Genomic DNA, 24,685 nt, shown 5'->3' with positions numbered 1-24,685 from the left:
GGTTGTTAATCCAACCAACACGGGATTTCCTGCCTTAATTAAACGATTGCGCCTGTGCCTGATGCCAAGCCTTTTCGGCTATACTTTTTAGAACAAGGGCTTGCTGCCAGCGATCTGATATTTCTTGTTTATTAGAATGAAAGTTATTCGTAGTAATCGAATAGGAAGGAGGTCCCAGCTCGATTACGAATGGGAGTATATCACTGGTCTTAGCCTGCTGCAGCCAGTAGGTGATTCCTTGTATCCACCAGCGCATAAAGCTCGGAACCATGGGATGCTCGCCATTCGGTCCAATATCTACTTGAACCTGCTCGCCATTCGATACTCTTGCATGGATAGACGAAGTGCGCCGAAGCAGTGAATCAAATAACGGTTCCACTTTTTCCAAACTGCCAACCATTTCTCCGGCAACTACATAGTGGGATAGGTCTATAGTCAAACGTAGATCTGGAATGGCTTTCACGTATTCTACGGTTCGGAGTAAATCCTGTGTTACACGGCCTCGATGCGTTTCAACGAAATAGGGAACCCCTTGGGCTGCCGCTTCTTCTGTAAGCTCCTTCAATAGAGTAACCGCTTCTTCATCGATAACAAAAGAATCCATCACTTGCGAATTTATATACTGTACGCCAAAGTCCTTCGCATGCTTCAGGATAGGGATCAGATCCTCGCGTTTATACGGAAAGCTGGTAATACCAAAGCTGAGGTTGTATTGATCCAGGAGCTTGCGCCATTGTGCTGCTTCATGCGGCTGTGGAAGCGCGCCAAGAATACCAGTAAATCCGGCCTCGGCGATTTTTTCGAATTTCTCCTCCATAGTCCATTCACGCTGTCCGTTACCAAGCCCGTTCATGCCCCACCAGGATTGTTGAATAGAGATTTTTGGTGATGCGCCGGAACGATCATTAATTGGATGATAAGTGCTTTCTATCAATTGAGTTCACTCCTTATTAAATGTGTCCTAATATTAGTATAGCTTTCTTTGCGGATTTCACTAGGGGTTTTTCCAGAATGGCGTTTGATCGTCCGGGCAAAGTGATAGGAGGTTTTGAATCCTACCTGTTCAGCGACTTCCCCAATCTGCAAGCCGGTGCTGCGCAGTAAATCAATGCCCTGTTTTACACGATAGTTCCATAAATATTGTATAGGCGTCATATCTTCATCACGTCGGAATAGTCGAATAAGATGCTCAGGTGTATTTTTAGTAACCTTCGATAAGACGCTTAGTGTTAACTCCTCAGCATATCGCTTGTGAATTTCCTCCTTGGCGAGCAGTACAGCGGGATGCTTCCTATCATTGATATGTCCTTGGTTGCATGCTGTCAAATATAATAAAATAGATGCTCGTCCTAAGGTTCTTGCCAACTCTTCGTTTTTTTGCACCTCATCCCTTTGCAGAGATTGTATAATGTCCGTCATCTGATTGATCTTATCTGTTAAGGGAATAAAGAGAGGGAGAGAATCGAAGAAGTCTATCGCCATCTTATCAAGCGGTTCAACTGAAACTGCGATCCATCGATGCCAGGTTTCTCGTTTATCCGCGAAAACAAAGCTTTCGATATGTCCGGGTTTAAGAAGCACCACATTTCCGGTAGGCACTGCATGCTTTTCTTTGTCGATTTCAACGGTCATGGCACCGGAATGCAGGAGTACAAGCTGCAAATCTGCTTGAAGACGTGGACCGTATGTCCCACCGGGGCCGTAAATAACACTGCCGCTAACAGCTTCAGTAACACTAAAGGACGGAATGGCTTCCGTCCCTAATTGTTCGATCATCCTTATCCCCTACCCTTGCAAAGTGAATATATCCACTATTATACAAGAGATACTTTGCGTTTTAAATCCTCTCTTTCAATTTTTGAATCCTGTCGAATATAATGGCATACATAAGAACGCCTCCAACGGTTTGAGCGATTGCGTGTAGAGGAATGAATGAGTAAGCTGTCAAAGATAAGGATATCGCCCTGATCTAGGATGACGGGAATTTCTTTGCTTAAATCAACGCCCTCGACCTCATCGGTCCAAGCCTCGTGTTCCTTAAGATTTTTCACGGCTCCATGAGGTAGGATTCCAAGCTTATGTGACCCGGGTATGACCCATAAGCAGCCATTTTCTTCATTGACCAGCTCCATGGCAATCCAAGTTGCGGTTAAAGTGTTTGGCTCGTTACGAATATAATAATAATCCTGGTGTGCCGCTTGCCCAGGAGAGTCCGGTTCCTTGTAGAAATACATACTTTGAACGCCAGTGGCTTCGTCTCCCAACAGCTGAGCGAGCGACCCGCGGACGATGGGGAGCTTCATCATCTGAAGCGAGAATCCATCATGAAGATGGGGATTAAATAAACGAACGGAGAAGCGCTCTACTTCGTTGATCGTTTCTTTGCCTTTTTTGGGCTTGGCCCAATCCGGCATCTCATCAGATGATCGGATAGCATGAATGTGAGCATTGAAAGTGTGTATCAAATCGTCGGAGCAGCCACCTTTGATAATGATAAATCCATCTTCCTTGTACTTTGCAATTTGAGCTTCGGTAAGAGGATTGGTTCTTTCGACTTGAGCTTGAGCAGGCATGAGTAACGCCCTCCTTAGTTGTTAGGATACTCCAAGTGTAAAGCATGGGGAGATAAAACAAAATGCTTGAGAATAATCGTTTGTGTCTATAATTGATATCATCAAAAATTTGCAATAACACAAACATTCTTCCATAATCTATTGTGCAAAAGCTTGAGCAATCTCTCACACGGAGGAAGAAAATGTATGCAAAAAGAGGTTTTTATTCGAGCTGTTCGATTATTAAATCGGCAAGCAATTGAGTTCGAAGGCGGCGTGGATGCATTGTTCCATGTCCATTATTGGGGGGCATCCGAAGCATTATGATAACCCCGTGCTCAGACATTCTTCAAATAATTAACTTCCCTCCCGGTACATTTCATGTTAATTTAGATTATACATTACAGGGCGCAGAAGAGTGGAGTGTGGGGGTTGATTTTATGAAAGCGCAATCAATAAAAACAAAGCTCGTGCTTCTCATTCTTTTCTTTTTGTGTGTTCCGTTGCTTGTGTTTGGTACATTGTGGTACGACAAAGCTTCGGAGAGCATTGAACATAACGCGATCAATTACAGCGAACAGCTCATCGGCCAAATCAATTCCCAACTGGACGGATACTTTACGGATTTGGAGCGGATAACCTATCCGCTGTTGCTTCATCCGCAAATCCAATCCTTCATGAAGCTGACAACGGATGACCAAGATCAATACGACCGATTTCTGATCAGCAAAAAAATTTCCGACGAGCTTTTTCCAAGCATTACTTTTGGGCGCCCTGATATTTATGGATTGTCCATTGTGTCCAAAAACGGAATTGCAACGGCCAGCTACAGCGCCTCAGCCGGCAAAGAAAGCTATGAGCTGTATAAGGATACGCTGCTTGGAGAGCGCAACTATCGAATTGTCGGAAACCGGTACTTGGAGTCGATTCCAATGCTGACGATCGCACGTAGGTTTTTGGATACGGTCTCCTATCAATCGAGTGGAATGCTGATCGTATATGTCAGGCTCAATGAAATTATTAAAATTTGCGAAAAAATAAAGCTGGGTGAAACTGGATTCGTATGGATTATGGATGAGGCAGGAAGGATTATATATCATCCTCAGCGAGACAAATGGGGGAAGTCGGCGCTTACACCCGAGCTTAGCCAAAAGCTGCAAAGTCAGAATGGCTACTATGTGGAGAAAGTAAAGCTGGACAACCGACTCATTATTTATGAACGCTCTACGATGACCGGATGGACGCTAATTTCAGAAGTATCGCTGAAGGAATTGAACGGGGAAATGATTAGCTTAAGAAATATTACCGTATGGGTCGGTCTTATGCTGGTCAGTCTTGCTTTATTCCTGGTTGGAGGCTTTTCCTTTAATTTGACACGTTCGTTGACCCATCTGCAGCGACTTATGCGCCGGGCTGAGGAGGGGGATTTAAGCGTCAAAGCTCCCGAATGGAGGAACGATGAACTGGGGGGCTTAAACAGAGGCTTTAATCGAATGGTCGGAGAAATCGGCCGTCTTCTCGAAGAGGTGCAGACCTCCCGGATGAAGGAGCAAGAGATGGAAATTCGTCAACGTGAATCGGCACTTCGGGTCATGCAATCGCAAATTAATCCGCATTTTCTTTACAATACGTTGGAGATTATTAATTCTTACGCGATAATCGAGGATATTCAGCCGATTAGCAGGATGACCACTTCGCTGGCTGATATTTTCCGTTATAGCGTCGGTAATCCGGGGCAGGCGGTGACACTACTGGACGAAATCCGTTACATTCGCACCTATCTGGGGATCCAACAAGAGCGCTTTAACATTTTACAGGTGGACATTAGTACGGATGACGAGATGATCCCCAAAGTAAATGCGGTGCGATTAATGATTCAGCCTCTGGTAGAAAATGCGTTTAAGCACGGCTATCAGGCACATAAGCAAAAACCAAGCTATATCGGCATTTCCGGGGTACAGCAGGATGGTGGCTATATCCTGCGGATAGAGGACCGGGGGCAAGGGATGGATAACCGGCTGATGGAACGTTACAATATGGCATTTGCAACCAACGACTACAAGGAGCTTGCGCAAAGCGGAAATGTTAGCGGCGGCTTCGATACCATTGGTCTCTGGAACGTACATCAGCGCATTAGAATCAACTACGGACAGCCTTACGGATTGTACATCTCCAAATCGGATCAGACGGGAACCATTATCGAAATGCGGTTGAAAACAGTAATCTGAAGAGAGAGTGGTGTCTTATGTATAACGTATTGATAGTGGATGATGAAGTGATGATTAAGCGCAGCTTGACCAAGCTCATTAACGGAAGCCGGCATGGGTTTCATGTAGGTGGAGAAGCGGAAGACGGCAGCGAGGCGCTGGCGCTTTGGGAGCGACTAAAGCCGGACCTGATTGTTACCGATATCAGCATGCCTGTCATGGATGGGCTGGAACTGATTAAGGAAATCAGGAGTCGAGGGCAGGAGACGGAAATCGTGATTTTATCCGGTTATGATGATTTCGGATATGCGCAGCAGGCGATGCGCTATGGGATTATGGATTATGTACTGAAACCGCTTCGGCAGGAGCAACTGGAGGAAATTCTAGAGAAATCGGCGATTAGATTAGACAACAAGGGCAGAAGCCAGCAGGAGCGGGGTAAGAGGCTATGGGAATGTCGGGGTACAGCTTCCTTAGTTGCGGAGCACCTCTGGATGGTTAGGGAGCCGGAGGCATTGGGGTTGTTGACCCATTATTGCCATCAGCTGCTGGGAAACGGGTTGACCTTGGCTGCGTGCACGGAGCAGTTGGAGAATACGCTCGCTCTGGCGGAGACAGAGCTTGTTGTTCAAAGCTGTGGGAAATTCACCGAGCTTCCGAAGCCTCTATTATCGGCTTCCGAAGCATTGGATGAACTGCTGCTGCGGGCGGGAGAACTTACATCCGCGTATGTAGAGCAAATACGCCGGATGCGAAACTGGGGGCAGCATCAGGTCATCCACAAGGCCATGGAATATATGGAGGCTCATTATGCCAACGAACATTTGTCTCTTTCCCACGTGGCTGATGAAGCCAGGATGTCCGAATCCTATTTCAGCAGGTGCTTCAAGGAGGAACTCGGGGTAAGCTTTATCGATTACATAATCAAGCTTAGGATGGAGAAAGCCAAGGAACTTCTGCAGGCGGCGGATAGTAAAACGTATGAGGTGGCCCACGCTGTAGGTTACAGCGACTACCCACATTTTTCCAAGTCATTTAAAAAATACAGCGGCCTATCCCCCAACGAATATAAGAAACGGCTTACCGGCGGTTGATGAGATTGCCGCTTGTGGGTAATGAATGGTCATGTGAGTTGCAAACGGGAATGGTAGCAGATGGCTGGCAGTTGGCAGTGTAAATAAGTAAGACGTGGCAGTCGGCACGTCTTTTTGTTTGGTCAAAAAAGCACAACAAGCCGCATGATAACACATGGCTAATCAAAATGATGGCGGTTACAATAAAGCTGTGAAAGGGGAAGGAGAGATATGATGGAGTTAAGAAGTAAAGGCACCGTACCACAGCGATCAGCCTCCACTCCGACCGCAGCCGTCAAGCGGACGCCTTACTTGTTAAAGCACTGGCAGATCTATACGATGGTGCTTCCGGGGTTGATTTTTTTTATTGTATTCAAATATATCCCACTTGCCGGGGTAGTCATTGCTTTTCAGGATTATAACGTGTTCAACGGCATATTCGGCAGCAAATTTGTGGGATTCAAACATTTTTACAATCTGTTCACTTATCCCGAATTTCTGCGTGTCTTAAAAAACACGGTGTTGATCAGTATTTATCAAATTGTACTGGGATTCCCCGCTCCAATTGTTTTGGCGATGCTGATGAACGAAGTACGCAGGATATTTTTTAAACGCACGGTCCAGACCATCCTGTACCTTCCGCATTTTCTGTCATGGGTCATAGTTGGAGGGCTTGTTATTAACTTCTTGTCCCCGAGCTCGGGAATGATGAACGATGTGCTCAGATGGCTGGGCAAGGAGCCGGTGTTTTTTATGCAGGAGCCGGGCTACTTCCGGTCAATCATCGTCATTTCAGGGATATGGAAGGAAGTCGGTTGGGGGACAATCATTTATCTCGCCGCTTTGGCGGGCATCAACCCGGAGTTGTATGAAGCCGCCGAAGTGGATGGAGCGGGAAAGCTCAAGCAAGCGATCAGCATTACGCTGCCTTCGCTGCTGCCTACGATTATGGTGCTGCTGCTGCTGCGTATCGGTAACGTGCTCGACCTCGGCTTTGAGCAGGTCTACATGCTGCTCAACCCTCTTGTGACGGAAACGGGCGAGATCATCGACACTTACATTTACCGAATCGGACTCCTAGGCGGGCAGTACGGATATACGACGGCTATCGGATTGTTCAAATCGCTTATCGGCGTCATTCTGGTCGTTGGAGCCAACCAATTAAGCAAAAAAACGACGGGCAATTCGATTTACTGAGTGCAGAAAGGAGAGCGGTTGCTTTGATCAGGGAAAATGCTTCTCGACGTGCTTTTATTTATAGCAATTATTTCTTTTTGACCTTTACCGGGCTGGTTATGCTGCTTCCTTTTTTGCATATTTTTGCGGGCTCACTCAGCAGTGGAGGCGCGATTTCCCAAGGGAGGGTCGGTATTATTCCAGTTGAATGGACCTGGATCAATTATGAAGCTGTTCTCCGGAATGCGGCTATATGGAAATCGTTCAGTGTAACGGTCTTCCTGACGGTGGCCGGAACACTATTCAATCTGTTGTTTACCTCATTAATGGCCTATGGATTATCCAAAAATGAACTGAAAGGACGATCCTTGATCCTGCTGCTGATTGTGTTCACGATGATTTTTCAAGTGCCGTTAATTCCCGGTTATTTACTGGTTAAATCTTTAGGGCTGCTGAATTCATTATGGGCTCTTATTATCCCTGGAACGATCAGCGCATTTAATTTGATTATTATGGTTTCCTTTTTCCGGGAAATTCCCGAGGGGCTTGTGGATGCTGCGCGTATTGACGGCTGCGGAGAATACCGCACCTGGTGGAGCATCGTATTACCGCTGTCGCTCCCTTCTATGAGTACTATCGGACTGTTCTATGCGGTTGGCCATTGGAACGGATACTTCAACGCGATGATGTATATCCGCGATCCGGGGCTGTTTCCCCTCCAAGTCAAGCTTCGCCAGCTGCTGGTGGATAGTGATACGGAAGCGCTGATGCAAAGCGTGAATGTGACGCTGCAATCGATGGAAGGCATCAAGATGGCGACGATTATGGTCGCAACTGTACCAATCCTGTTGGTTTACCCGCTGATCCAGAAGCACTTTATTAAAGGCGCTATGCTGGGATCGGTGAAGGGTTAACATATTTTCATTACGTATATAAAGGAGAAGGGTTCAACATGAGAAAAAAAATGACAGTTCTAGCATTATCCGCAGCTTTGGCTGCCGGAGCCTTGGCTGGTTGTTCTTCTGACGCGGGTACGAAGGGCCAAGCCGATTCACAGGGGAAAACCGACAACAAGCCGGTGAAGCTAAAGGTCGGGATAGGTACGGAAGGGCTTCAATATATCGAGGGTTCCCCGAATATCAACGAGGACAAGTATACGAAAAAGCTGCGTGAACTTTCCAAAACCGATGTGACGCTGGATTTGATCCCACACCGCGAGTTTGATCAGAAGCTGACGCTGCTGTTTGCCGGGGGCGAGCTGCCGGATCTGCTGCAAACGCATGGCATCAACAGACCGGAGGTGGCTCCCGCTGTCGATACCGGTGTATTGATTCCGTTGAATGAGCTGATCGACAAGTACGGACCCAATTTGAAGAAGAATATTCCGAAGGAATCATGGGATTTTGCAGCGGTAAGTAAGGACGGGAAAATTTACGGCATACCAACCGTTAATGCCACACCTAATGGTACCGTTATGATGGTTCGTAAGGATTGGCTGGATAAGGTTGGGATGAAGCCGCCGAAAACAGTCGATGAGTATATCGAAATGTTGAAAGCGTTTAAAGATAAAGATCCTAACGGCAACGGTAAGGCGGATGAAATTCCATACTCTGGGCGGGAAAAGCTGGCGTTCACCGAAGCGTTCTTTGGGGCCTATGATGTGCTTCCAGCCGATTGGAAATTTGAAAATGGCCAGTTGATTCCGAATATGATCCGACCGGCGATGAAAGAAGCTTTAACGGTTCACCGGAAGCTGTATGAGCAAAAGCTGTTGGACAATGAAGTCTTCGTCCAAAAAGCGAAGGATTGGGATGCCAAAATCAAAGGTCAAGGCGTTGTCGGCTTATGGTCACACGGCCCAAGACTTGCAGATAAGTGGGCGGCTGAGGTGAAGACAGGCACGCCTTCATCCCAACTGGAAGTTATCCCGGCACCGGTCGGTCCCGATGGCAAAGGCGGTTTAAGTATCACCTCTGCGGTTGGTGGCAGCGTTTGGGTTATTCCAAAAACTACGAAAAACCCGGAAAATGCGATTAAATTCCTGGATTGGTTCTACTCCGATGAAGCTCAGAAATTCCTTACCTACGGCTTGGAGGGTGAAGATTACACAGTTGACGGAGGTAAGATTAAGTACAAATATCCGGAGAAGCAGGAGGAAATCTATAAAGAAGAAATGCATTTGGTCTGGCTTCGTATGGTAGGGCCAACGCATCTAAGTGACACGGAATTTATGAAAAATCGTCCATCCGGCGACCTCGTGCTGCGGGCAATGGATGTAGCAGCGAAGGAAGGCCGCAAAAATGACGGCTTGGGCATGCCGGCGCTGCCGACGATGCAGGCTCGTCCTGAGCTGGCCAGAGACGGACTTTGGCTGGAGCTTGCCGCCAAAATTATTACAGGCAAGGAAGCCCCAGATGCCTTCGACAAATTCGTCGAAGATTGGAAAAAACGCGGTGGAGATCAGGTCATTAAAGAAGCGACAGACTGGTACAAAAGCAATCAGAAGTAAAAATCAGCTAGGATAGAAAAAGAGGCTGTATCTCCCGTAGTAAGGCTGCGGATGAACAGCCTCTATTCCCTTGTGAGGAGTGGAGCATTTGGAACACATAGAGCATTTGATTGGAACGCATGATTTGAAGCAACTCCCATTATGGGGCCCTTATACAAAAAAATATATTGGAATCTCCCATATTGCCGATGCGCAAAAAGGGCTTCGTTTCGATCTTAGTGTGTTTCCCGGATTTTACCGCAGAAAAGTCGATGTGCCAAACACGATGTGGGAGTCGGGTTATCATCCGTGGGAAGCATCGCCCGATTTGAGCTGGTTCACGCACCGGCATGAGCTGGAGTGGAAGGATCAAGTGTATACGGACATTTCCTACGTGGAAATGTCCGATCGGGCAAGGTTGGTCCGCTGTGAGTTCGTAAACAGGACCGATGTCGAGCAGAATGTCGTGTTGCACTACATGGCATCTCTGCATTTCCCGCAAGTGCGCGGTCATGGAGATAAGCTGCGAGTGTGCCGGTTGGAGCTCCCGACTCCGGCCTTGTGGACGGATGCGTTGGATTATAAGGCCTTGTCATTTGCAGCGCCGCGGCCGAGCGATACGCTCGTATACGACGGCTTTTATCGCGGGGAAGAGAGAGGGCAGGGGCTGGTAGGGGGCTCGGCGCTTCGATTCGGACGGGAGTCCGGGGATCGGGTTGCCTACATCTGTGAGGTTGCAGAGCCGATGGAGCATGCTGTACTCCTGCTACGCTGCAGACTGCTGGAAGGACAGCGATTGCTGCTGCGGATTAGCGGAGCAGCGGATGCAACGCTTGAGCTTAATGGAACGGGAGAGCTGGGCAAAGTCAGCATAAGTCTGGGGGCACTGCCTGCGGGACAGCACGAGATCGTGTTCACCTCCTTGGAATGGGTAAGTGAATCTGCCATAAGTTCTGCCGAGCTGGACGGGTTTGTTATCACGGAACAACATCTGTTAAGTCAAGTGCGCTTTGTGCCGGAGGAAGCTAATGCGCATCCGCAAATCATACCGGGGCCGGTTCCGAATAGCTTACTTCTGAAATACGATGGCATTGACGGCTATTACGGATTGCTCTGGGTTTTTGATGATTACGAGGTGCGAGAGTTCCACTGTGATGAGCTGGATCGGTTTATGCGTCACAATGTGCATCATCATGTGGATTCTGTGTTTAAGGGTCCGGGAGACGGTCATTTTACGAATGTTTATTTGAGGCCGATTCCTCTGTCTGCGCAGTCGAGGACGATCATTCATGGAATGGTTTGCTCCGGTAGTAAGGAAGACGTAGAGGAGCAGCTTGCTTCTTTTAATACGGATGCCGAGCGGTGCGAGACCGTCTTTGCTGCAGTGAAGCGGAGCTCAGAAGCCAAGACTCAGCCGTTTAACCCGTCGGGCGAGCCGTACCGCTTCAGTCAGCAGCTGATGGAGGCGACTTTGGCGATGAATGTCGTCTACCCGGTATATACGAAGCGGTCCTATATCCGTCATAACACGCCTGGCCGTTGGTGGGACAGCTTGTACACCTGGGACTCTGGATTTATCGGGATCGGGTTGGCGGAGCTCGATATGGAGCGATCAGTGGAATGCCTGAATGCTTACGTTACCGAACCCGGAGATCCTCATGCGGCTTTTATTCATCACGGCAGTATGGTTCCTGTGCAGCATTATTTGTTTCTGGAGATTTGGAATAAAACCCGATCGAAGGAGCTGCTGAACTATTTTTACCCGCGGCTTCGGCAGTATTATTTATTTTATACGGGCAAGCAAGGGAGCTCGACAACGAGGAAGCTATCCTCGAATTTACTGAAGACATGGGATTATTTCTACAACTCCGGCGGCTGGGATGATTATCCTCCGCAGGTCGAGGTTCACCGTAGCGGGCTGACGGATGAAACGGCACCCGTCTCCAATACCTGCCATGCCATTAGAATCGCTAAAATATTGAAAATGGCAGCAACCGCTATAGGCGGTCTGGAAGGGGACATTACAGGATACAAGGAAGACATAGACGTATTCGGCAGAGCGGTTCAGGACTATGCTTGGGATGAGCAAAGCGGCTATTTCGGCTATGTCCGGCATGATGCGCAGGGCCGTCCGAACGGCTTGCTCCGCCATGAGAGCGGGCAAAATTATAATATGGGACTCGACGGAGCCTACCCGCTTGTCGCCGGTATTTGCACGCCCGAGCAGGAACGGCGTTTACTCGGCTATATATCCGACCCCAGTCGGTTGAAGACAGAGATCGGCTTGACCGCCATCGACCAGAGTGCCGCCTATTATAAGAAGGATGGCTACTGGAACGGAGCCATATGGATGGCCCATCAGTGGTTTTATTGGAAAATGCTGCTCAGTCTCGGATGTAGTGATCAGGCCCATATTATTGCCCACACAGCGTTGGAGCTATGGAAAAAGGAGACCGAACAGACCTATAACTGCTATGAGCATTTTATTGTGCAGTCCGGAAGAGGAGCCGGCTGGCATCACTTCGGCGGGCTGTCAGCCCCGGTGCTGAGCTGGTTTGCTGCTTATTACCGACCGGGTACAGTCACCTTCGGCTATGATGTTTGGGCGGTGCTGACAGAGTTCAGCATGGACAACACCGAGCTTTTGGTCGATCTGCTTTATTATGGGGCGGAAGACCATGGTCATACGCTTCTTGTATGCATGAAGGCGGGGCAATCTTACCGTGTCACTTGGAATGGGCGGATTATGGAGGCTGGGACGAATGATGACGGCCTGCTGGATATATGTCTTCCCGGAGATTGCAAGGGAGTACTGACCGTCTGTCCAGCTTAATAGAATTGCCGAGGTGAACGATCGTTTTCCTCGGACACTTCCCGTCGCTGCTTTGTAAAAACCATTATGTACCCAAGTTCTTGTCAATTAGCGATGACAAGAACTTGGGTACTTTCCTGTTTGTTTACAAGAACCTGTATACTCTACTTAACGATTATAAAATATAAGTTGGAGATCGCTTTTTGCCATGCCCATAGAAACCGTTATTAAGTATAATAAAGGGAATTGCGCTTCTTTAAAGAATATTACATGTTAATCCGAACACTTTATTAATAGTAGAAGAGGAGTTGAAATCGTGGTTAACCTAAGAATCCGTATATGGCAATGGGCATTTACTGCGCTAAACCGCCATATAAGACAGGTAAAGATTCAGAATAGATTGGTTGCCTCCTTTGCTACTTTTTCATTAGTTCCCTTACTGATAACGGGAATTTTTGCCTATTTTCAATCAAGCGAAGCTATGAAAACAAAGATAAGCACTTATTCCATCCAGGTGATGAATCAAGTCAGTGAAAATATTAAAAATGAACTTGTCCAGATTGAAAATGACAGCGTTAACATTGCGTTTTCAGATATGATCCAAAATACGCTGGATTCCTTTAATACCTTGAATGAATGGGAAAAAAACGAGGTGGAATTAAAAATGCACAGTATGCTAGTCAAAAGATTTTCATTCTTTCCCAGTGTTACGGATGTACTTGTATTTACGAGAAATAAAGAAAAAATAATTGCCTATGGAGATGTGCACTTTAAATTTAAGCTGAAATCTGACTATTTAAATAGCATTCTTGAAGAAACGACGACTAATAATGGTGTTCCCTTATGGACAATTCAGGATAAAGCTAACGAGGAAGATTCAAATAATTCAAGCTTTAGAATCGAAAATTATGGAAAACGCGGAATTCTGCTGTATAGAAGCTTTAAATCACTGCAGCATGGGACTCCACTTGGTTATATACTTATAAGAGTGGATGAGAAGTACATTTTGAATAAGTTTAAACATATTGACCTTGGCCACGGTGCGGATATTTTCATATTAAACAGTAATGGAATGGTAATGTCAGGTCGAAGTGCGGAAGTTAAAGCTGCTAAGATGTATCCCGACAGTGAGCTTATTCAAGAGATTAAAACCAATAAAGAGAATGAAATCTATTCATTCAATCGAACAATCTCAGGGAAACGTAATCTAATTGCCTATACGTATATACCAAGTGCTGACTGGTATGTGGTTAGTACGATCCCGTTTTCCTATATAAACGATGAGTCGATTCGAATTGGCATCTATATTGCCATTTTAGGAGTTGTATGTTTTGTACTTGCACTACTTCTGTCTTTCATCGTATCGAGAAGCATCTCCAATCCTTTAAAACAACTATTGGATTCTATGAATAATGTAAAAAAAGGAAAATTTGTTGTACAGATCGAGGATCGAAGCAGTGACGAGTTAGGGGTAGTGATTACAAATTTCAATACCATGGTTAGTGAGCTTCAATTCCTTATTGATGAAGTAAAGAGCAAAGAAGCTTTGAAAAGGCGCGCAGAGCTCAGCACTCTTCAAGCACAGATTAATCCGCATTTTCTTTCTAATACTTTAAATACCGTAAGGTGGCTTGCAAATGTACAGAAGGCGGAGAACATATCGAGTTTAATCACTTCGCTAATACAGCTGCTGCACGTATGTATGGGAAAAGGAGGGGAGCTGATCAACATAAGGGAAGAAATCGAATATGTCAAAAACTACTTAAATATAATGACATACAGGTATTATGACAAGTTCAGGGTGCATTTTGAAATGGAGGAAGGCGTACTGGATTTAAAAATACTGAAGTTTATCATGCAGCCAATCGTGGAAAATTCACTGTTGCATGGGATTGAGCCTATGGAGGGACAGGGCCTGATTATCATAAAAGGTTACAGGGCTGAGGATCAATTGATAATTACCATAACCGATAATGGTGTCGGTATTCCTAGTTATAAGATGAACAATCTGCTGCAGGAAAAACTTCAGAATAAAGAAGGCAAACTAAGCGGTATGGGCATTCGGAATGTGGATGAACGAATAAAGCTTTATTTCGGGGAAGCATACGGAATATCCATTCAAAGCGTTCCAAACATGCTGACTACGATAGAAATCACCATTCCTATCACAGGAGAGGAGGGGCATAATACCTATGCTCAAAGTACTTATAGTGGATGATAATGCTCTATCAAGGACAGATTTAAAGACGATGATCATTTGGGAAAGCAACGGTTTTTATATTTCTGGAGAAGCAAGCAACGGGATCAATGCATTAAAGCTCATGGAAGATGAACTGCCTGACATTGTTATTACTGACATCAACATGCCTCTGATGAACGGAATAGAACTAATTGATTATCTGGAGCAGCATAGCCCACAAGTCCGAATTATTGCTTTGAGTGCCTATGACGATTTCGACTATGTCAGGCAGAGCATGAAAAAGGGAGCCCTAGATTATGTGCTGAAGCACCAGCTGGATGCTGCCCTTCTATTAGAAATACTTCAAGCTGCTAGAAGCTCCATATTGAAATACAGAAATGAACGTGATAGACAGAATGAGATATCCGTTGAGCTCTCCTATGGTAAGGCTTTTTTGCGTCAGGAGTTTATTCACAGGCTTATAGAGGGAAGTATATCGAATATCGATGAGATTAAGAGCAAATTATGCTCCTTGGACATACAAATAGACACGGAGAGCCTGATTGTGACCGTTGCAGAGATCGATGATTATCGATTAATTGAAGAAAAATTCACCCCGATAGAAGTGGATGTTTTAATAAAAACTTTAATGGATATATCAATAGGCATACTGGGCGAATGGGAGAAGTCTGTAATAGTCCATACATCGAAAGGGAAATTCATCCTGATTTTTTCTATAGGCAAGACCGTCAGTACGATGTACATATACAACCGAATTTATACGATTTTAAATAGAATACGATCTGAGATCAAAAAATACCTGAATATAACAGCTTGTTTCGGCGTAAGTAAGGTTTGCAAAGAAGTCCTCGATCTGCGTCAAGCTTATCATGAGGCAGATTCCATATTAAAAGACAAATTTTACAAAGGGAAAAATGGGATATTTATAGAAAATACGAGCAGTAAACTGGAAGAAGGCTTTTTCTGTCTGGATATAAAGGATGAAAAAGCTATATATTCAGCCTTGAAAAATTTAGATGTTAAGAGTGTAGAGAGGTTAATCGAAGAAGTTTTTAAAAAAATTTCAAGTTTGAGGTTAAGTAGTAAATCAACCCAGATGATTTGTGCAGAATTAATTAACATTGTAAACAAGGTTGCCAAAGATACCGGAATCGAGATCTCAAAGCTTTATATCAGCGAAGATATTCCTTACAATATGATACAAAAATATGAGACCCTCATGGATATTAAAGACTGGATTTTGGGTCTTAATAAAAAACTGATATCGATACTGGAGCGGACGAAAATAGGCGGACAATTAAGCGAAATTACCAAGAAGGCTGTTGGGTTTATTCATCGCAATTACAAAACGGACTTTTCACTGGGAGATGTTGCCGATTTCGTAGGAGTAAGCAACTCTTATATCAGCAGGCTGTTTAGGGAGGAGTGCAAGATGGGGTTTGTTGAATACTTGAACCATGTCAGGGTGGAGAACGCTAAGCAGTATATCGAGAATGGTGAGCTTAAACTGAAGGAAATTGTATCCTGTGTTGGTTTTAATAACTACAACTACTTTTTCAAGGTGTTCAAGGAGACAACTGGAATGACCCCGCTTGAATATGAACAGATTTGCAGAAGCTAAACGAGTTGCCATTGTTTTCGGATATATCAAAAAGTTAGAGTAGAGTATAGAAAAGTGTAGTCCGGATATTCACAAGCTCTTTTATAATTAGAAATAAGTGAATAGCATTATTTATTTACCCAAAAGTATTTATTATGAGGGAGAGTGAAACACATGAAAAGAGCATCCATTATTGCTGTTACTATTCTGCTCTTATTGACTTCCATTTTGTCAGGTTGTACTAGTAGCGACGGGGGGAATCAGCCATCTGAAAATCAGGCTCAGAAACCGGTGGAATTGTCATTGTGGACATTCCAGGAGGTGCACAAGACGTACTATGAAAAAACAGTGGAAATATGGAACAAAGCCAACCCCAATCAGCCTATAAAATTAACGGTGGATACTTACCCCAACGCAGAAATGCATAATAAGCTTTTAATTTCCTTACAATCCGGAGTCGGTGCGCCTGATATTGCCGATATCAATATCAACTTCTTCCAAAACTTTTTAAAGGGCGATATCCAATTGGTAGAATTGAATAAGATCATCGAACCGGAAAAGGATAAATTTATTCAATCCCGATTTGATATCTACAGTAAAGGCGGAAAATATTACGGTGTCGATTTCCACGTAGGTGCTTCCGTTGTGTATTACAATAAGGAAATTATGGATAAAGCGGGTGTGAACCCAGATACCATAAAGACTTGGAGCGATTATGTCGAAGCAGGCAAGAAGGTTGTTACCGCAACGGGCAAGCCTATGACTGCTTTTGAAGTTACTAACCAGCGACCGTTCTGGCCGATGATCGTGCAGAGAGGCTCCGACTATCTGGATAAAAACGGTGGAGTGACTCTTGATAATGATATCAATATAAAAACTCTAAATTCTATGCACGACATGATGTACAAGGATAAAATCGCAGTTCCCATGCCTGGGGGAGATACAAGTAAGGAAGAATTTTTCACTTACATGAATAAAGGCGGAATGGCTTCTCTGATCATGCCCATGTGGTACATGAGCAGGTTCTTGTCTTATATGCCTGACTTAAAGGGTAAAGTAGTAGTCCGCCCTATGCCTATATGGGAAAAGGGCGATGTAAGGTCTGCAGGAATGGGAGGAACGGGTACGGCTGTTACCAAGCAAAGCAAAAACCAGGATATGGCCGTTAAATTTCTTGCCTTTGCCAAGCTGACCAAGGAAGCGAATATAAGGATATGGCAGGAACTCAGCTTCGATCCTATCCGATGGGATGTCTGGGATGCTCCGGAACTTCAATTGCCTGACCCGTACTTCAGCAACGAAAAGGTGTTCAAGGTGCTTTTGGATATGAAGGATGAAATCAAATCACCTAATATGGGAGAATTGAGCGCCGCAGCCCAGGACATAGTAAATTCTAGTGTAATGTTCAAATCATTGAAAGAACAGAGTCAGACTCCGGAACAGGCATTAAAAGCAGCTGCTGATGAACTGCGGAAGCAGAAAAAATAATTAGCATGATGCAATGGCCAGGGCTGCAGAATCCGAACCGGTTTTCTGCGGTCCTGATACAGATGAGGTGGTGAAGTCGTGACTACAGAAAGGATAAATCCTGCTTACAAACCAATAACCAAGAGGAACAGAGGATTCAGCTTTAAAGGATTTTTTTACTCTAAAAAGTTAGCTCCTTATATCTTTGTTTCACCCTTTATCCTGTCATTTTTCATATTTTTCTTATATCCCACAATCGCAACATTTACCATGAGCTTCCAAGAAGTTTTGGGTCTCAATAATGCAAGGTTTATAGGACTAGACAATTACTCACGACTATTTAACGAACATTTTTACAATGCACTAGAAACCAACACCATATACACAGCTATTACGATTATGGTGCTAATACCCATTCCTATCATTTTTGCAGTATTGTTGAATTCCACGCTAATGAAGGCCAGATCTTTTTTTAAGTCCATTATATTTATCCCGGCGTTAACCTCTGTCATTGTAGCGGGCGTTTCTTTCAGGCTGATGTTTGGAGAACTGGATACAGCCCTCATAAACTCTGTTTTTATACAGCTGGGACTGACTCCCCAGAAATGGAATATGAACTATGGTACGGGTTTGATGCTGATGGTTATCCTTACCGCATGGCGTTATGCAGGGATCAATATGGTCTATTATTTGGCAGGTCTTCAAAGCATACCTGAGGAATTGTACGAATCCGCAGAAATAGACGGGGCCAACGCCTTCACTAAGCTGTATTACATCACTTTGCCGCTTTTAAAACCAATCATCATCTATACGCTAACCATAGCTATTTTTGATGGATATCGGATGTTTGGAGAAAGCTTTGTATTTTGGAATGAAGGGATGCCGGGTGATATCGGCCTTACCATTGTCAGATATATTTACCAGCAGGCTTTTCAGAGGAACGATATGGGCTTTGGTTCAGCCATAGGCATTACACTGCTCATGATTGTGTTGGCCATTAACTTGGTGCAATTGAAGCTATTCGGACTCTTCAAAAAGGAGGCGGACTGATAGTGGATACTAAACTTAAAAGGCGGTGCTTGACGGTATTGATGATTATTTTCTTCATCATACTTAGCTTGATTATCCTATTTCCGCTTTATTACATGTTCATGGCTTCATTTAAAAGCTCTAAGGAGCTGTTCAGGAATGGAATGGACTTCAGGTTAATTCCCAGTCTGATGAGTCTTGATAATTACAAACTTCTTTTCACGGGCAAAAGCAGCGTTTATCTATATTGGTATAGGAACAGCCTTGTTATCACCACTCTTTATACCATTTGCTCGTTGTTCCTTTCGTCCTTAGTAGGCTATGGGCTTGGAGCTTATAACTTTAAAGGTAAAAACATCATTTTCACCATGGTCTTGTTTGTCATGATGGTACCCCTTGAAATTCTCATGCTTCCCTTATATAAACTAATTGTCGGGATGGGGATCATCAATACGTACTATGGAGTCATTCTTCCTTTTGTTGTTTCACCCATGGCCATCTTCTTCTTCCGACAGTATATAGCAGGCATTTCAAAGGAATACATGGATGCCGGAAGAATGGATGGGTGTACGGAGTTTGGCATATTTTTCAAAATAATGGCTCCCTTGATGCAGCCGGCCTTCGGTGCTATGGGAATACTTCTTGCCATGCACAGTTGGAACAGCTTCGTATGGCCGTTGATCGTGCTGCGCACAAACACTATGTTTACAATTCCTATAGGACTGGCTTCATTAATGACACCTTATGGGAATAATTACGACATATTGATAGCAGGTGCTGTACTAGCTATTATACCCATTATTATCTTGTTTTTGTTGAATCAGAAGGCTTTTATTTCAGGGTTGGCTAACGGTGGAGTCAAAGGTTAAGGTTATAATAAACAGTAAAATTCTGGAGGCGGACGAAGATGAAAAATACGATTAAGATCAATACCCAGGCTGGAATTCACAAAGTAGATAAAAATATTTACGGACATTTCGCGGAGCATTTGGGCCGCTGTATTTATGAAGGGATCTGGGTAGGAGAGGATTCGGAGATTCCTAATACTCGTGGAATGAGAAATGATGTTATTCAAGCATTAAAGGATATGAGTATTCCTATCCTGCGCTGGCCGGGAGGTTGCTTTGCCGATGAGTACCATTGGAAAGATGGCATCGGATCCAAAGAAAACAGGGCACATATGATTAATACACACTGGGGCGGTGTGGTTGAAAATAATCACTTTGGCACCCATGAGTTTTTCGATTTGTGTGCGTTGCTTGAAACCGAGCCTTATATTTGTGGGAATGTCGGAAGCGGAACGGTTTATGAGATGCAGCAATGGGTTGAATATATGACCTTTGACGGTGAATCACCTATGACGGAGCTAAGGAAATCAAACGGCAGAGAAAAACCGTGGGAGCTTAAATATTTCGGTATTGGGAATGAAAATTGGGGCTGCGGCGGTAGAATGAGAGCGGAGTATTATGCGGATCTTTACAGGCAGTTCAGCACTTACGTAAGAGATTATGGAGAAAATTCGCTTTACAGAATTGCGGCCGGCCCTAGAGGGGACAATTATCACTGGACGGAAGTCATGATGAGGGAAGCTGGTCACTTTATGGATGGTCTGGCACTCCATTATTATACAAGATTACAAGACCATAGCGTCGTAATAGAAAATCCGGACGGCAACAGGATTTATTTGAAAAAGAAGGATGCAGTAAGAGGTCAAGCTGTTGATTTTGAGGAGCAAGAATGGTTTGGCATCATGAAAGCTGCTTATTTTACGGAAGAGCTTGTTGAAAAGCATGCTGCGATTATGGATAAATATGATCCAGACAAGAAAGTGGCGCTGATTGTGGATGAATGGGGCACCTGGTTTGATGTAGAGCCCGGCACGAATCCAGGCTTCCTCTATCAGCAGAATACAATGAGAGATGCGGTATCTGCCGGAATCAGCTTTAATATATTCAACAACCACTGTGACCGCGTAAGAATGGCTAATATCGCCCAGACGATCAATGTGCTGCAAGCTGTTATTCTGACAGAAGGCGATAAGATGATACTGACGCCGACCTATCATATTTTCGAAATGTTTAAGGTGCATATGGATGCCATCTTACAGCCTATAGAACTCACTTCAAGCACCTATAATTTTGAAGGGGAGGAAGTCCCTCAGCTTAGTGTTTCTGCTTCCAAGGATGCAGCCGGTAAATTGAACATCAGCATATGTAATACAGATCCAAGAAATAGCGCACAAGTGGATTGTGATACAGGAGGGTATGCGGGTAAGCAGGTCACCGGAAGAATTTTAACATCCTCCTCCATGAACGCAATTAATACGTTTGATCAGCCTGCTAATGTCAAGCCAGAGGCATTCACCAACGTACAACTGAATGAACAAGGATTCTCTGCCGATATTCCTCCGATGTCTGTTGTTGTCCTGACGCTGGAATAAGCTGGGGCGCGCGATGGCAAACCATGGTCCTTGCAGAGATTGCTCAGAATCTATCGAAGTTACGCCAGATAAAATAGAGAAGATGCTGCAGCTCCTGATAAAGTCGGGAAATAGGGAGCTTGTAGATGAAGAAACAAGCAATAGAAGGCTTTCTCTGTGTATGGGCTGCACGGGTTATGTGCACGGAGGTACGTGTAAATATTGTGGTTGTCTTGTACAGATCAGGACTAAAATTCAGGGGCAGTATTGCCCCTATCCTTTACATCCGAAATGGTAGCGACCAGGTTGGGCTGGCGCGCCAAGTTCATCAACTTAGGCTGGCTCAACGGTACCGTATGGTTCTCTATCAGCTTCGATCTTTGGCATATTGATGTTAATAGTATGTAATACAAAAGGGACAGGTCGAATTCAATAATTCGTCTGTCTTCTTTTCTGTTTTAATCTTCCAGAGGGGTTAGCTTACCTTGCCCATTCTGCTGAGTTATCATGAAAAAATACACTTATTCCAAACATCTGTCGGTTCTAATCGCCTACACATCCATTTAGAATTATTATGCATGAAACGGAGTTTGCTACTGTTTACAGCTTAATTGACGTTAGGGGCGATTCAATTGATTAATGTGACCCGATACTGGGAAGATCTTAAAGTTTTACAAGTGAACAGGGAAGCTCCTAGAGCCTACTACATTCCCTATAGTGAAGCAGAAGCGGCTTCGAGCGGAAAACGCGGACGTTCCCCTTCTTATCAAACCTTGAACGGACGATGGAAATTTCAGTATCATCCCAGTATTAAGGATGTTGAGGACGGCTTTTATGACGTTTCGACAAATGTAAGCGCTTGGGACGATTTGACGGTTCCTTCCTGCTGGCAGGTAAAGGGGTACGATCAACTACAATATACGAATGTTAATTATCCATTTCCCTGTGATCCCCCGTATGTGCCCAATGATAATCCGGCTGGATTGTACGTCAGGGAGTTTAACATTTCCGAAAACTGGGACGAAAAAGAAAAATATATCGTGTTCGAGGGTGTTAACTCCTGTTTTTATCTTTGGATAAATGGTGAATTTGTAGGATACAGCCAGGGCAGTAGGGTACCAGCTGAATTTAACATTTCCCCATTTGTCAAAAGCGGCAAAAACAAAATGGCCGTGATGGTACTAAAATGGTGTGACGGCACTTATATAGAGGATCAGGATCTCTGGAGATTTTCCGGTATTTTCAGAGACGTCTACTTGCTTGCGCGGGATCAAAATCATATCGTGGATGTATTCAACAAGCAAGAGATATCGGATGATTTTCAGAAAGCTATTTTAAAGTGTGAATTAGAGACTACGGGTCTTGTAGAGGTCAAGGCACAGTTAAGAAATGCCAAAGGTGATATGATACAGGAAGTACAAGTGATGATTGACCGTAAGGGAAGCTTGGAATTTGAAGTTCTGGAACCCGTTCTTTGGAATGCGGAAAATCCTTCCTTATACAGTCTTTATATGTACAGCGGGGATGAAGTACTCTTGTTTCAAGTAGGCTTCAGAAAAGTCGAAATTAAAGACGGTGTGTTTATGATAAATGGAGCTGCAGTTAAGCTGAAGGGAGTCAACCGCCACGATTCGCACCCTGAGCTCGGGCAAACGATTCCGATCAACCATATGATCAAAGACCTTGTGCTAATGAAGCGCCACAACGTGAATACCATTCGAGCATCTCATTATCCTAACGATCCGCGTTTTCTGAATTTATGTGATGTATACGGCTTTTACCTCATTGATGAAGCAGATCTGGAATGCCATGGCGTGCTCCATGCGGGAGATTATCATATGCTAACCAAGAATCCGGAGTGGGAGGATGCTTTTCTGGATCGGGCTATCCGCATGGTGGAAAGGGACAAAAATCATCCTTCGATCGTGATGTGGTCTTTAGGTAATGAGTCGGGATACGATGTTAATCATATGACGATGGCAAGATGGATAAAAGGCAGAGATACGTCACGGCCCATTCACTATGAAGGCGTCGATCCGAGACATAAAGGAAGCTCCAATACAGATGTTATCGATGTAGAAAGTCGGATGTATTCTTCACCTGAATATATTGAGAATTATGCAAAAGATGAGAACAGCACCAAGCCGATGTTTTTATGCGAATACAGCCATGCCATGGGGAATGGACCTGGGGACCTGAAGGATTACTGGGATATCATTTACAAGTATCCTAAGCTGATGGGCGGATGCGTTTGGGAATGGTCTGATCATGGAATCAAGACCCAATCCGCCAATGGAACGGAGCATTTTGCTTACGGGGGCGATTTCGGAGATCAGCCTAACGATGGCAACTTTTGTATAGATGGCCTTGTTGGCCCGGACCGGAAACCACATACAGGGCTGTTGGAATTGAAGCAAGTCATTGCCCCCATCCGTATTGAAGCGGAGGACTTGAGAAATGGAGCGATAATCGTAACCAATTTGTTCGATTTTATCGATTTATCCCATATTGATTTGACGTGGAGGATAGAGAAGGACGGACAACTTGTTGATCAAGGAGAGCCGATCCCACTCAATGCTTCACCTCATGCCGTCCAAAGGGTGAGTATACCTTATGAAGTACCTGCAGAATCCAGCGGCCGTTATTTCATTACTGTCTCCTGTCGGTCCAAGCGAGATACCCGATGGGCTGAAGCCGGTCATGAAATCTGCTTTGAACAGTTTGAGCTTCCGGTCAATAAGGTTCAGGAGCGCACGACTCAAAAGATACCGGTTATTCTTGTGGATAAAAGTGGGCATCAATTGAGCATTGAGGGATTTGATTTTAAGCATGTATTTGACATGTATAACGGTGTGTTTATCAAGGTAACCAAGCATGGAATGGATATGATTGAATCGTCAATGAAATTTAACATATGGCGGGCTCCAACCGATAACGACCGTAAGATCAAGCATAGCTGGATGGAAGAGGGCTATGATAGGGCCAGTATGCATGTGTACGGGGCTGAGATCACTAATCAAACGGAATCATCGGTAGAGATCGCTGTAAGCTTTTCATTAGGCGGATATATTAAAATTCCGATTCTTCATGGCGTTGCCCTCTGGAAAGTAGACGGCACAGGTGAAATTTCGCTGCAGGTAAACATCACTGTTAGAGAGGATCTTGTATTTCTTCCACGCTTCGGGCTACAGCTTACTATGCCTCAAGGAACGGAAGAAGTGGAATATTTCGGGCTTGGACCGCATGAGAGTTATATCGACAAACGTCAAAGTGTGAAAAAAGGAAAATATCTTCTGACGGTCGACGAGATGTTCGAGAACTATATTAGGCCTCAGGAGAACGGCTCGCGATATGGAACCGAGTGGGCGATCGTGTCCAACGAACAGGGAATGGGGATGAAATTTTCGGGTTCAGACGATTTCTCCATGAATGTTGCGCATTATACACCAGAGGATTTAACTTTGGCAGCCCATGATTACGAGCTTGTCAGACGAAAGGAAACGATTGTTCACCTCGATTATAAGGTAAGCGGAGTAGGCTCCAATTCCTGCGGACCCGAGCTTTTGGCACCCTACCGATTGGATGAAAAGGAATTCAAATTTGAAATTAGATTAAAGCCCATTTTCAAAGAGGATGAATAAGTAATAGTGTGGTGGTGTCCC

General features: G+C 44.6%; 17 protein-coding genes. 14 read left to right on the top strand and 3 right to left on the bottom strand.

Going from position 1 to position 24,685, the window contains the following annotated elements:
* Positions 1-34: 34 nt before the first annotated feature.
* Genes G9U52_RS08585 through G9U52_RS08575 form a run of 3 tightly spaced genes read right to left on the bottom strand, consistent with a single transcriptional unit; the run spans position 35 to position 2,573 of the window.
* Positions 35-934 carry a sugar phosphate isomerase/epimerase family protein gene (locus G9U52_RS08585; protein ID WP_243767231.1) on the bottom strand — a complete coding sequence of 300 codons (900 nt, stop codon included), beginning with the start codon at positions 932-934 and terminating at the stop codon, positions 35-37.
* On the bottom strand, positions 931-1,776 hold the full coding sequence (locus G9U52_RS08580) for a helix-turn-helix transcriptional regulator (RefSeq protein ID WP_166148428.1): 846 nt from the start codon (positions 1,774-1,776) through the stop codon (positions 931-933). Before G9U52_RS08580 ends, G9U52_RS08585 begins: the two co-directional genes overlap by 4 nt.
* A gap of 38 nt (positions 1,777-1,814) precedes the next feature.
* The gene (locus G9U52_RS08575) at positions 1,815-2,573 is read right to left on the bottom strand and encodes a phytanoyl-CoA dioxygenase family protein (protein ID WP_166148425.1); all 759 of its coding nucleotides are present in this window, start codon (positions 2,571-2,573) and stop codon (positions 1,815-1,817) included.
* 419 nt (positions 2,574-2,992) lie between these two features.
* Between G9U52_RS08575 and G9U52_RS08570 the strand changes: the two genes are divergently transcribed.
* The 14 genes from G9U52_RS08570 to G9U52_RS08505 all read left to right on the top strand — a co-directional run bounded on the left by G9U52_RS08570 (position 2,993) and on the right by G9U52_RS08505 (position 24,664).
* Positions 2,993-4,780, top strand: a complete 1,788-nt coding sequence (locus G9U52_RS08570; RefSeq protein ID WP_166148422.1) for a sensor histidine kinase — start codon at positions 2,993-2,995, stop codon at positions 4,778-4,780.
* A 17-nt stretch (positions 4,781-4,797) separates the two neighbouring features.
* On the top strand, positions 4,798-5,853 hold the full coding sequence (locus tag G9U52_RS08565; RefSeq protein WP_166148420.1) for a response regulator transcription factor: 1,056 nt from the start codon (positions 4,798-4,800) through the stop codon (positions 5,851-5,853).
* A gap of 213 nt (positions 5,854-6,066) precedes the next feature.
* Positions 6,067-7,029 carry an ABC transporter permease gene (locus tag G9U52_RS08560; RefSeq protein ID WP_243767267.1) on the top strand — a complete coding sequence of 321 codons (963 nt, stop codon included), beginning with the start codon at positions 6,067-6,069 and terminating at the stop codon, positions 7,027-7,029.
* A 23-nt stretch (positions 7,030-7,052) separates the two neighbouring features.
* Positions 7,053-7,922 (top strand): carbohydrate ABC transporter permease, encoded by an 870-nt coding sequence (locus G9U52_RS08555; RefSeq protein ID WP_243767230.1) that lies wholly within the window; start codon positions 7,053-7,055, stop codon positions 7,920-7,922.
* Positions 7,923-7,960: 38 nt separating this feature from the next.
* Positions 7,961-9,517 (top strand): extracellular solute-binding protein, encoded by a 1,557-nt coding sequence (locus G9U52_RS08550; RefSeq protein WP_166148418.1) that lies wholly within the window; start codon positions 7,961-7,963, stop codon positions 9,515-9,517.
* An 88-nt stretch (positions 9,518-9,605) separates the two neighbouring features.
* Complete coding sequence (locus G9U52_RS08545; RefSeq protein ID WP_166148416.1) at positions 9,606-12,329, top strand: MGH1-like glycoside hydrolase domain-containing protein; 2,724 nt, start codon at positions 9,606-9,608, stop codon at positions 12,327-12,329.
* Between the two features lie 496 nt (positions 12,330-12,825).
* On the top strand, positions 12,826-14,526 hold the full coding sequence (locus tag G9U52_RS08540; RefSeq protein WP_207952862.1) for a sensor histidine kinase: 1,701 nt from the start codon (positions 12,826-12,828) through the stop codon (positions 14,524-14,526).
* A complete protein-coding gene (locus G9U52_RS08535) occupies positions 14,501-16,129 on the top strand; it encodes a response regulator transcription factor (protein ID WP_166148411.1) in 1,629 nt (542 codons plus the stop codon). Before G9U52_RS08540 ends, G9U52_RS08535 begins: the two co-directional genes overlap by 26 nt.
* 153 nt (positions 16,130-16,282) lie before the next feature.
* Positions 16,283-17,596 (top strand): ABC transporter substrate-binding protein, encoded by a 1,314-nt coding sequence (locus G9U52_RS08530; RefSeq protein WP_166148408.1) that lies wholly within the window; start codon positions 16,283-16,285, stop codon positions 17,594-17,596.
* 93 nt (positions 17,597-17,689) lie between these two features.
* On the top strand, positions 17,690-18,625 hold the full coding sequence (locus G9U52_RS08525; protein ID WP_375790244.1) for a carbohydrate ABC transporter permease: 936 nt from the start codon (positions 17,690-17,692) through the stop codon (positions 18,623-18,625).
* A gap of 41 nt (positions 18,626-18,666) precedes the next feature.
* Positions 18,667-19,473, top strand: a complete 807-nt coding sequence (locus G9U52_RS08520) for a carbohydrate ABC transporter permease (protein ID WP_166149416.1) — start codon at positions 18,667-18,669, stop codon at positions 19,471-19,473.
* Between the two features lie 38 nt (positions 19,474-19,511).
* Positions 19,512-21,044 (top strand): alpha-N-arabinofuranosidase, encoded by a 1,533-nt coding sequence (locus tag G9U52_RS08515; protein WP_166148406.1) that lies wholly within the window; start codon positions 19,512-19,514, stop codon positions 21,042-21,044.
* Positions 21,045-21,057: 13 nt separating this feature from the next.
* Positions 21,058-21,321: a DUF6171 family protein gene (locus G9U52_RS41625; protein ID WP_375790239.1), complete on the top strand. Its 264-nt coding sequence runs from the start codon at positions 21,058-21,060 to the stop codon at positions 21,319-21,321.
* 343 nt (positions 21,322-21,664) lie between these two features.
* Entirely contained in the window at positions 21,665-24,664 is a 3,000-nt protein-coding gene (locus G9U52_RS08505) for a glycoside hydrolase family 2 TIM barrel-domain containing protein (RefSeq protein ID WP_311764846.1), read from the top strand.
* The last annotated feature ends 21 nt before the right edge of the window (positions 24,665-24,685 follow it).

It is taken from the genome of Paenibacillus agricola (genome assembly GCF_011440305.1).
Taxonomy (GTDB): domain Bacteria; phylum Bacillota; class Bacilli; order Paenibacillales; family NBRC-103111; genus Paenibacillus_S; species Paenibacillus_S agricola.
Note: the sequence above shows the minus strand (reverse complement) of the source record. Positions and strands in the feature narration are given on the sequence as shown.

What these genes read in the sequence shown, in the direction of transcription:
- G9U52_RS08530 (WP_166148408.1), top strand. Translation starts at nt 16,283, where the DNA reads ATGAAAAGAGCATCCATTATTGCTGTTACTATTCTGCTCTTATTGACT.
- G9U52_RS08515 (WP_166148406.1), top strand. Translation starts at nt 19,512, where the DNA reads ATGAAAAATACGATTAAGATCAATACCCAGGCTGGAATTCACAAAGTA.
- G9U52_RS08560 (WP_243767267.1), top strand. Translation starts at nt 6,067, where the DNA reads ATGGAGTTAAGAAGTAAAGGCACCGTACCACAGCGATCAGCCTCCACT.
- G9U52_RS08540 (WP_207952862.1), top strand. Translation starts at nt 12,826, where the DNA reads ATGAATCAAGTCAGTGAAAATATTAAAAATGAACTTGTCCAGATTGAA.
- G9U52_RS08535 (WP_166148411.1), top strand. Translation starts at nt 14,501, where the DNA reads ATGCTCAAAGTACTTATAGTGGATGATAATGCTCTATCAAGGACAGAT.
- G9U52_RS08565 (WP_166148420.1), top strand. Translation starts at nt 4,798, where the DNA reads ATGTATAACGTATTGATAGTGGATGATGAAGTGATGATTAAGCGCAGC.
- G9U52_RS08520 (WP_166149416.1), top strand. Translation starts at nt 18,667, where the DNA reads ATGATTATTTTCTTCATCATACTTAGCTTGATTATCCTATTTCCGCTT.
- G9U52_RS08575 (WP_166148425.1), bottom strand. Translation starts at nt 2,573, where the DNA reads ATGCCTGCTCAAGCTCAAGTCGAAAGAACCAATCCTCTTACCGAAGCT.
- G9U52_RS41625 (WP_375790239.1), top strand. Translation starts at nt 21,058, where the DNA reads ATGGCAAACCATGGTCCTTGCAGAGATTGCTCAGAATCTATCGAAGTT.
- G9U52_RS08580 (WP_166148428.1), bottom strand. Translation starts at nt 1,776, where the DNA reads ATGATCGAACAATTAGGGACGGAAGCCATTCCGTCCTTTAGTGTTACT.
- G9U52_RS08550 (WP_166148418.1), top strand. Translation starts at nt 7,961, where the DNA reads ATGAGAAAAAAAATGACAGTTCTAGCATTATCCGCAGCTTTGGCTGCC.
- G9U52_RS08570 (WP_166148422.1), top strand. Translation starts at nt 2,993, where the DNA reads ATGAAAGCGCAATCAATAAAAACAAAGCTCGTGCTTCTCATTCTTTTC.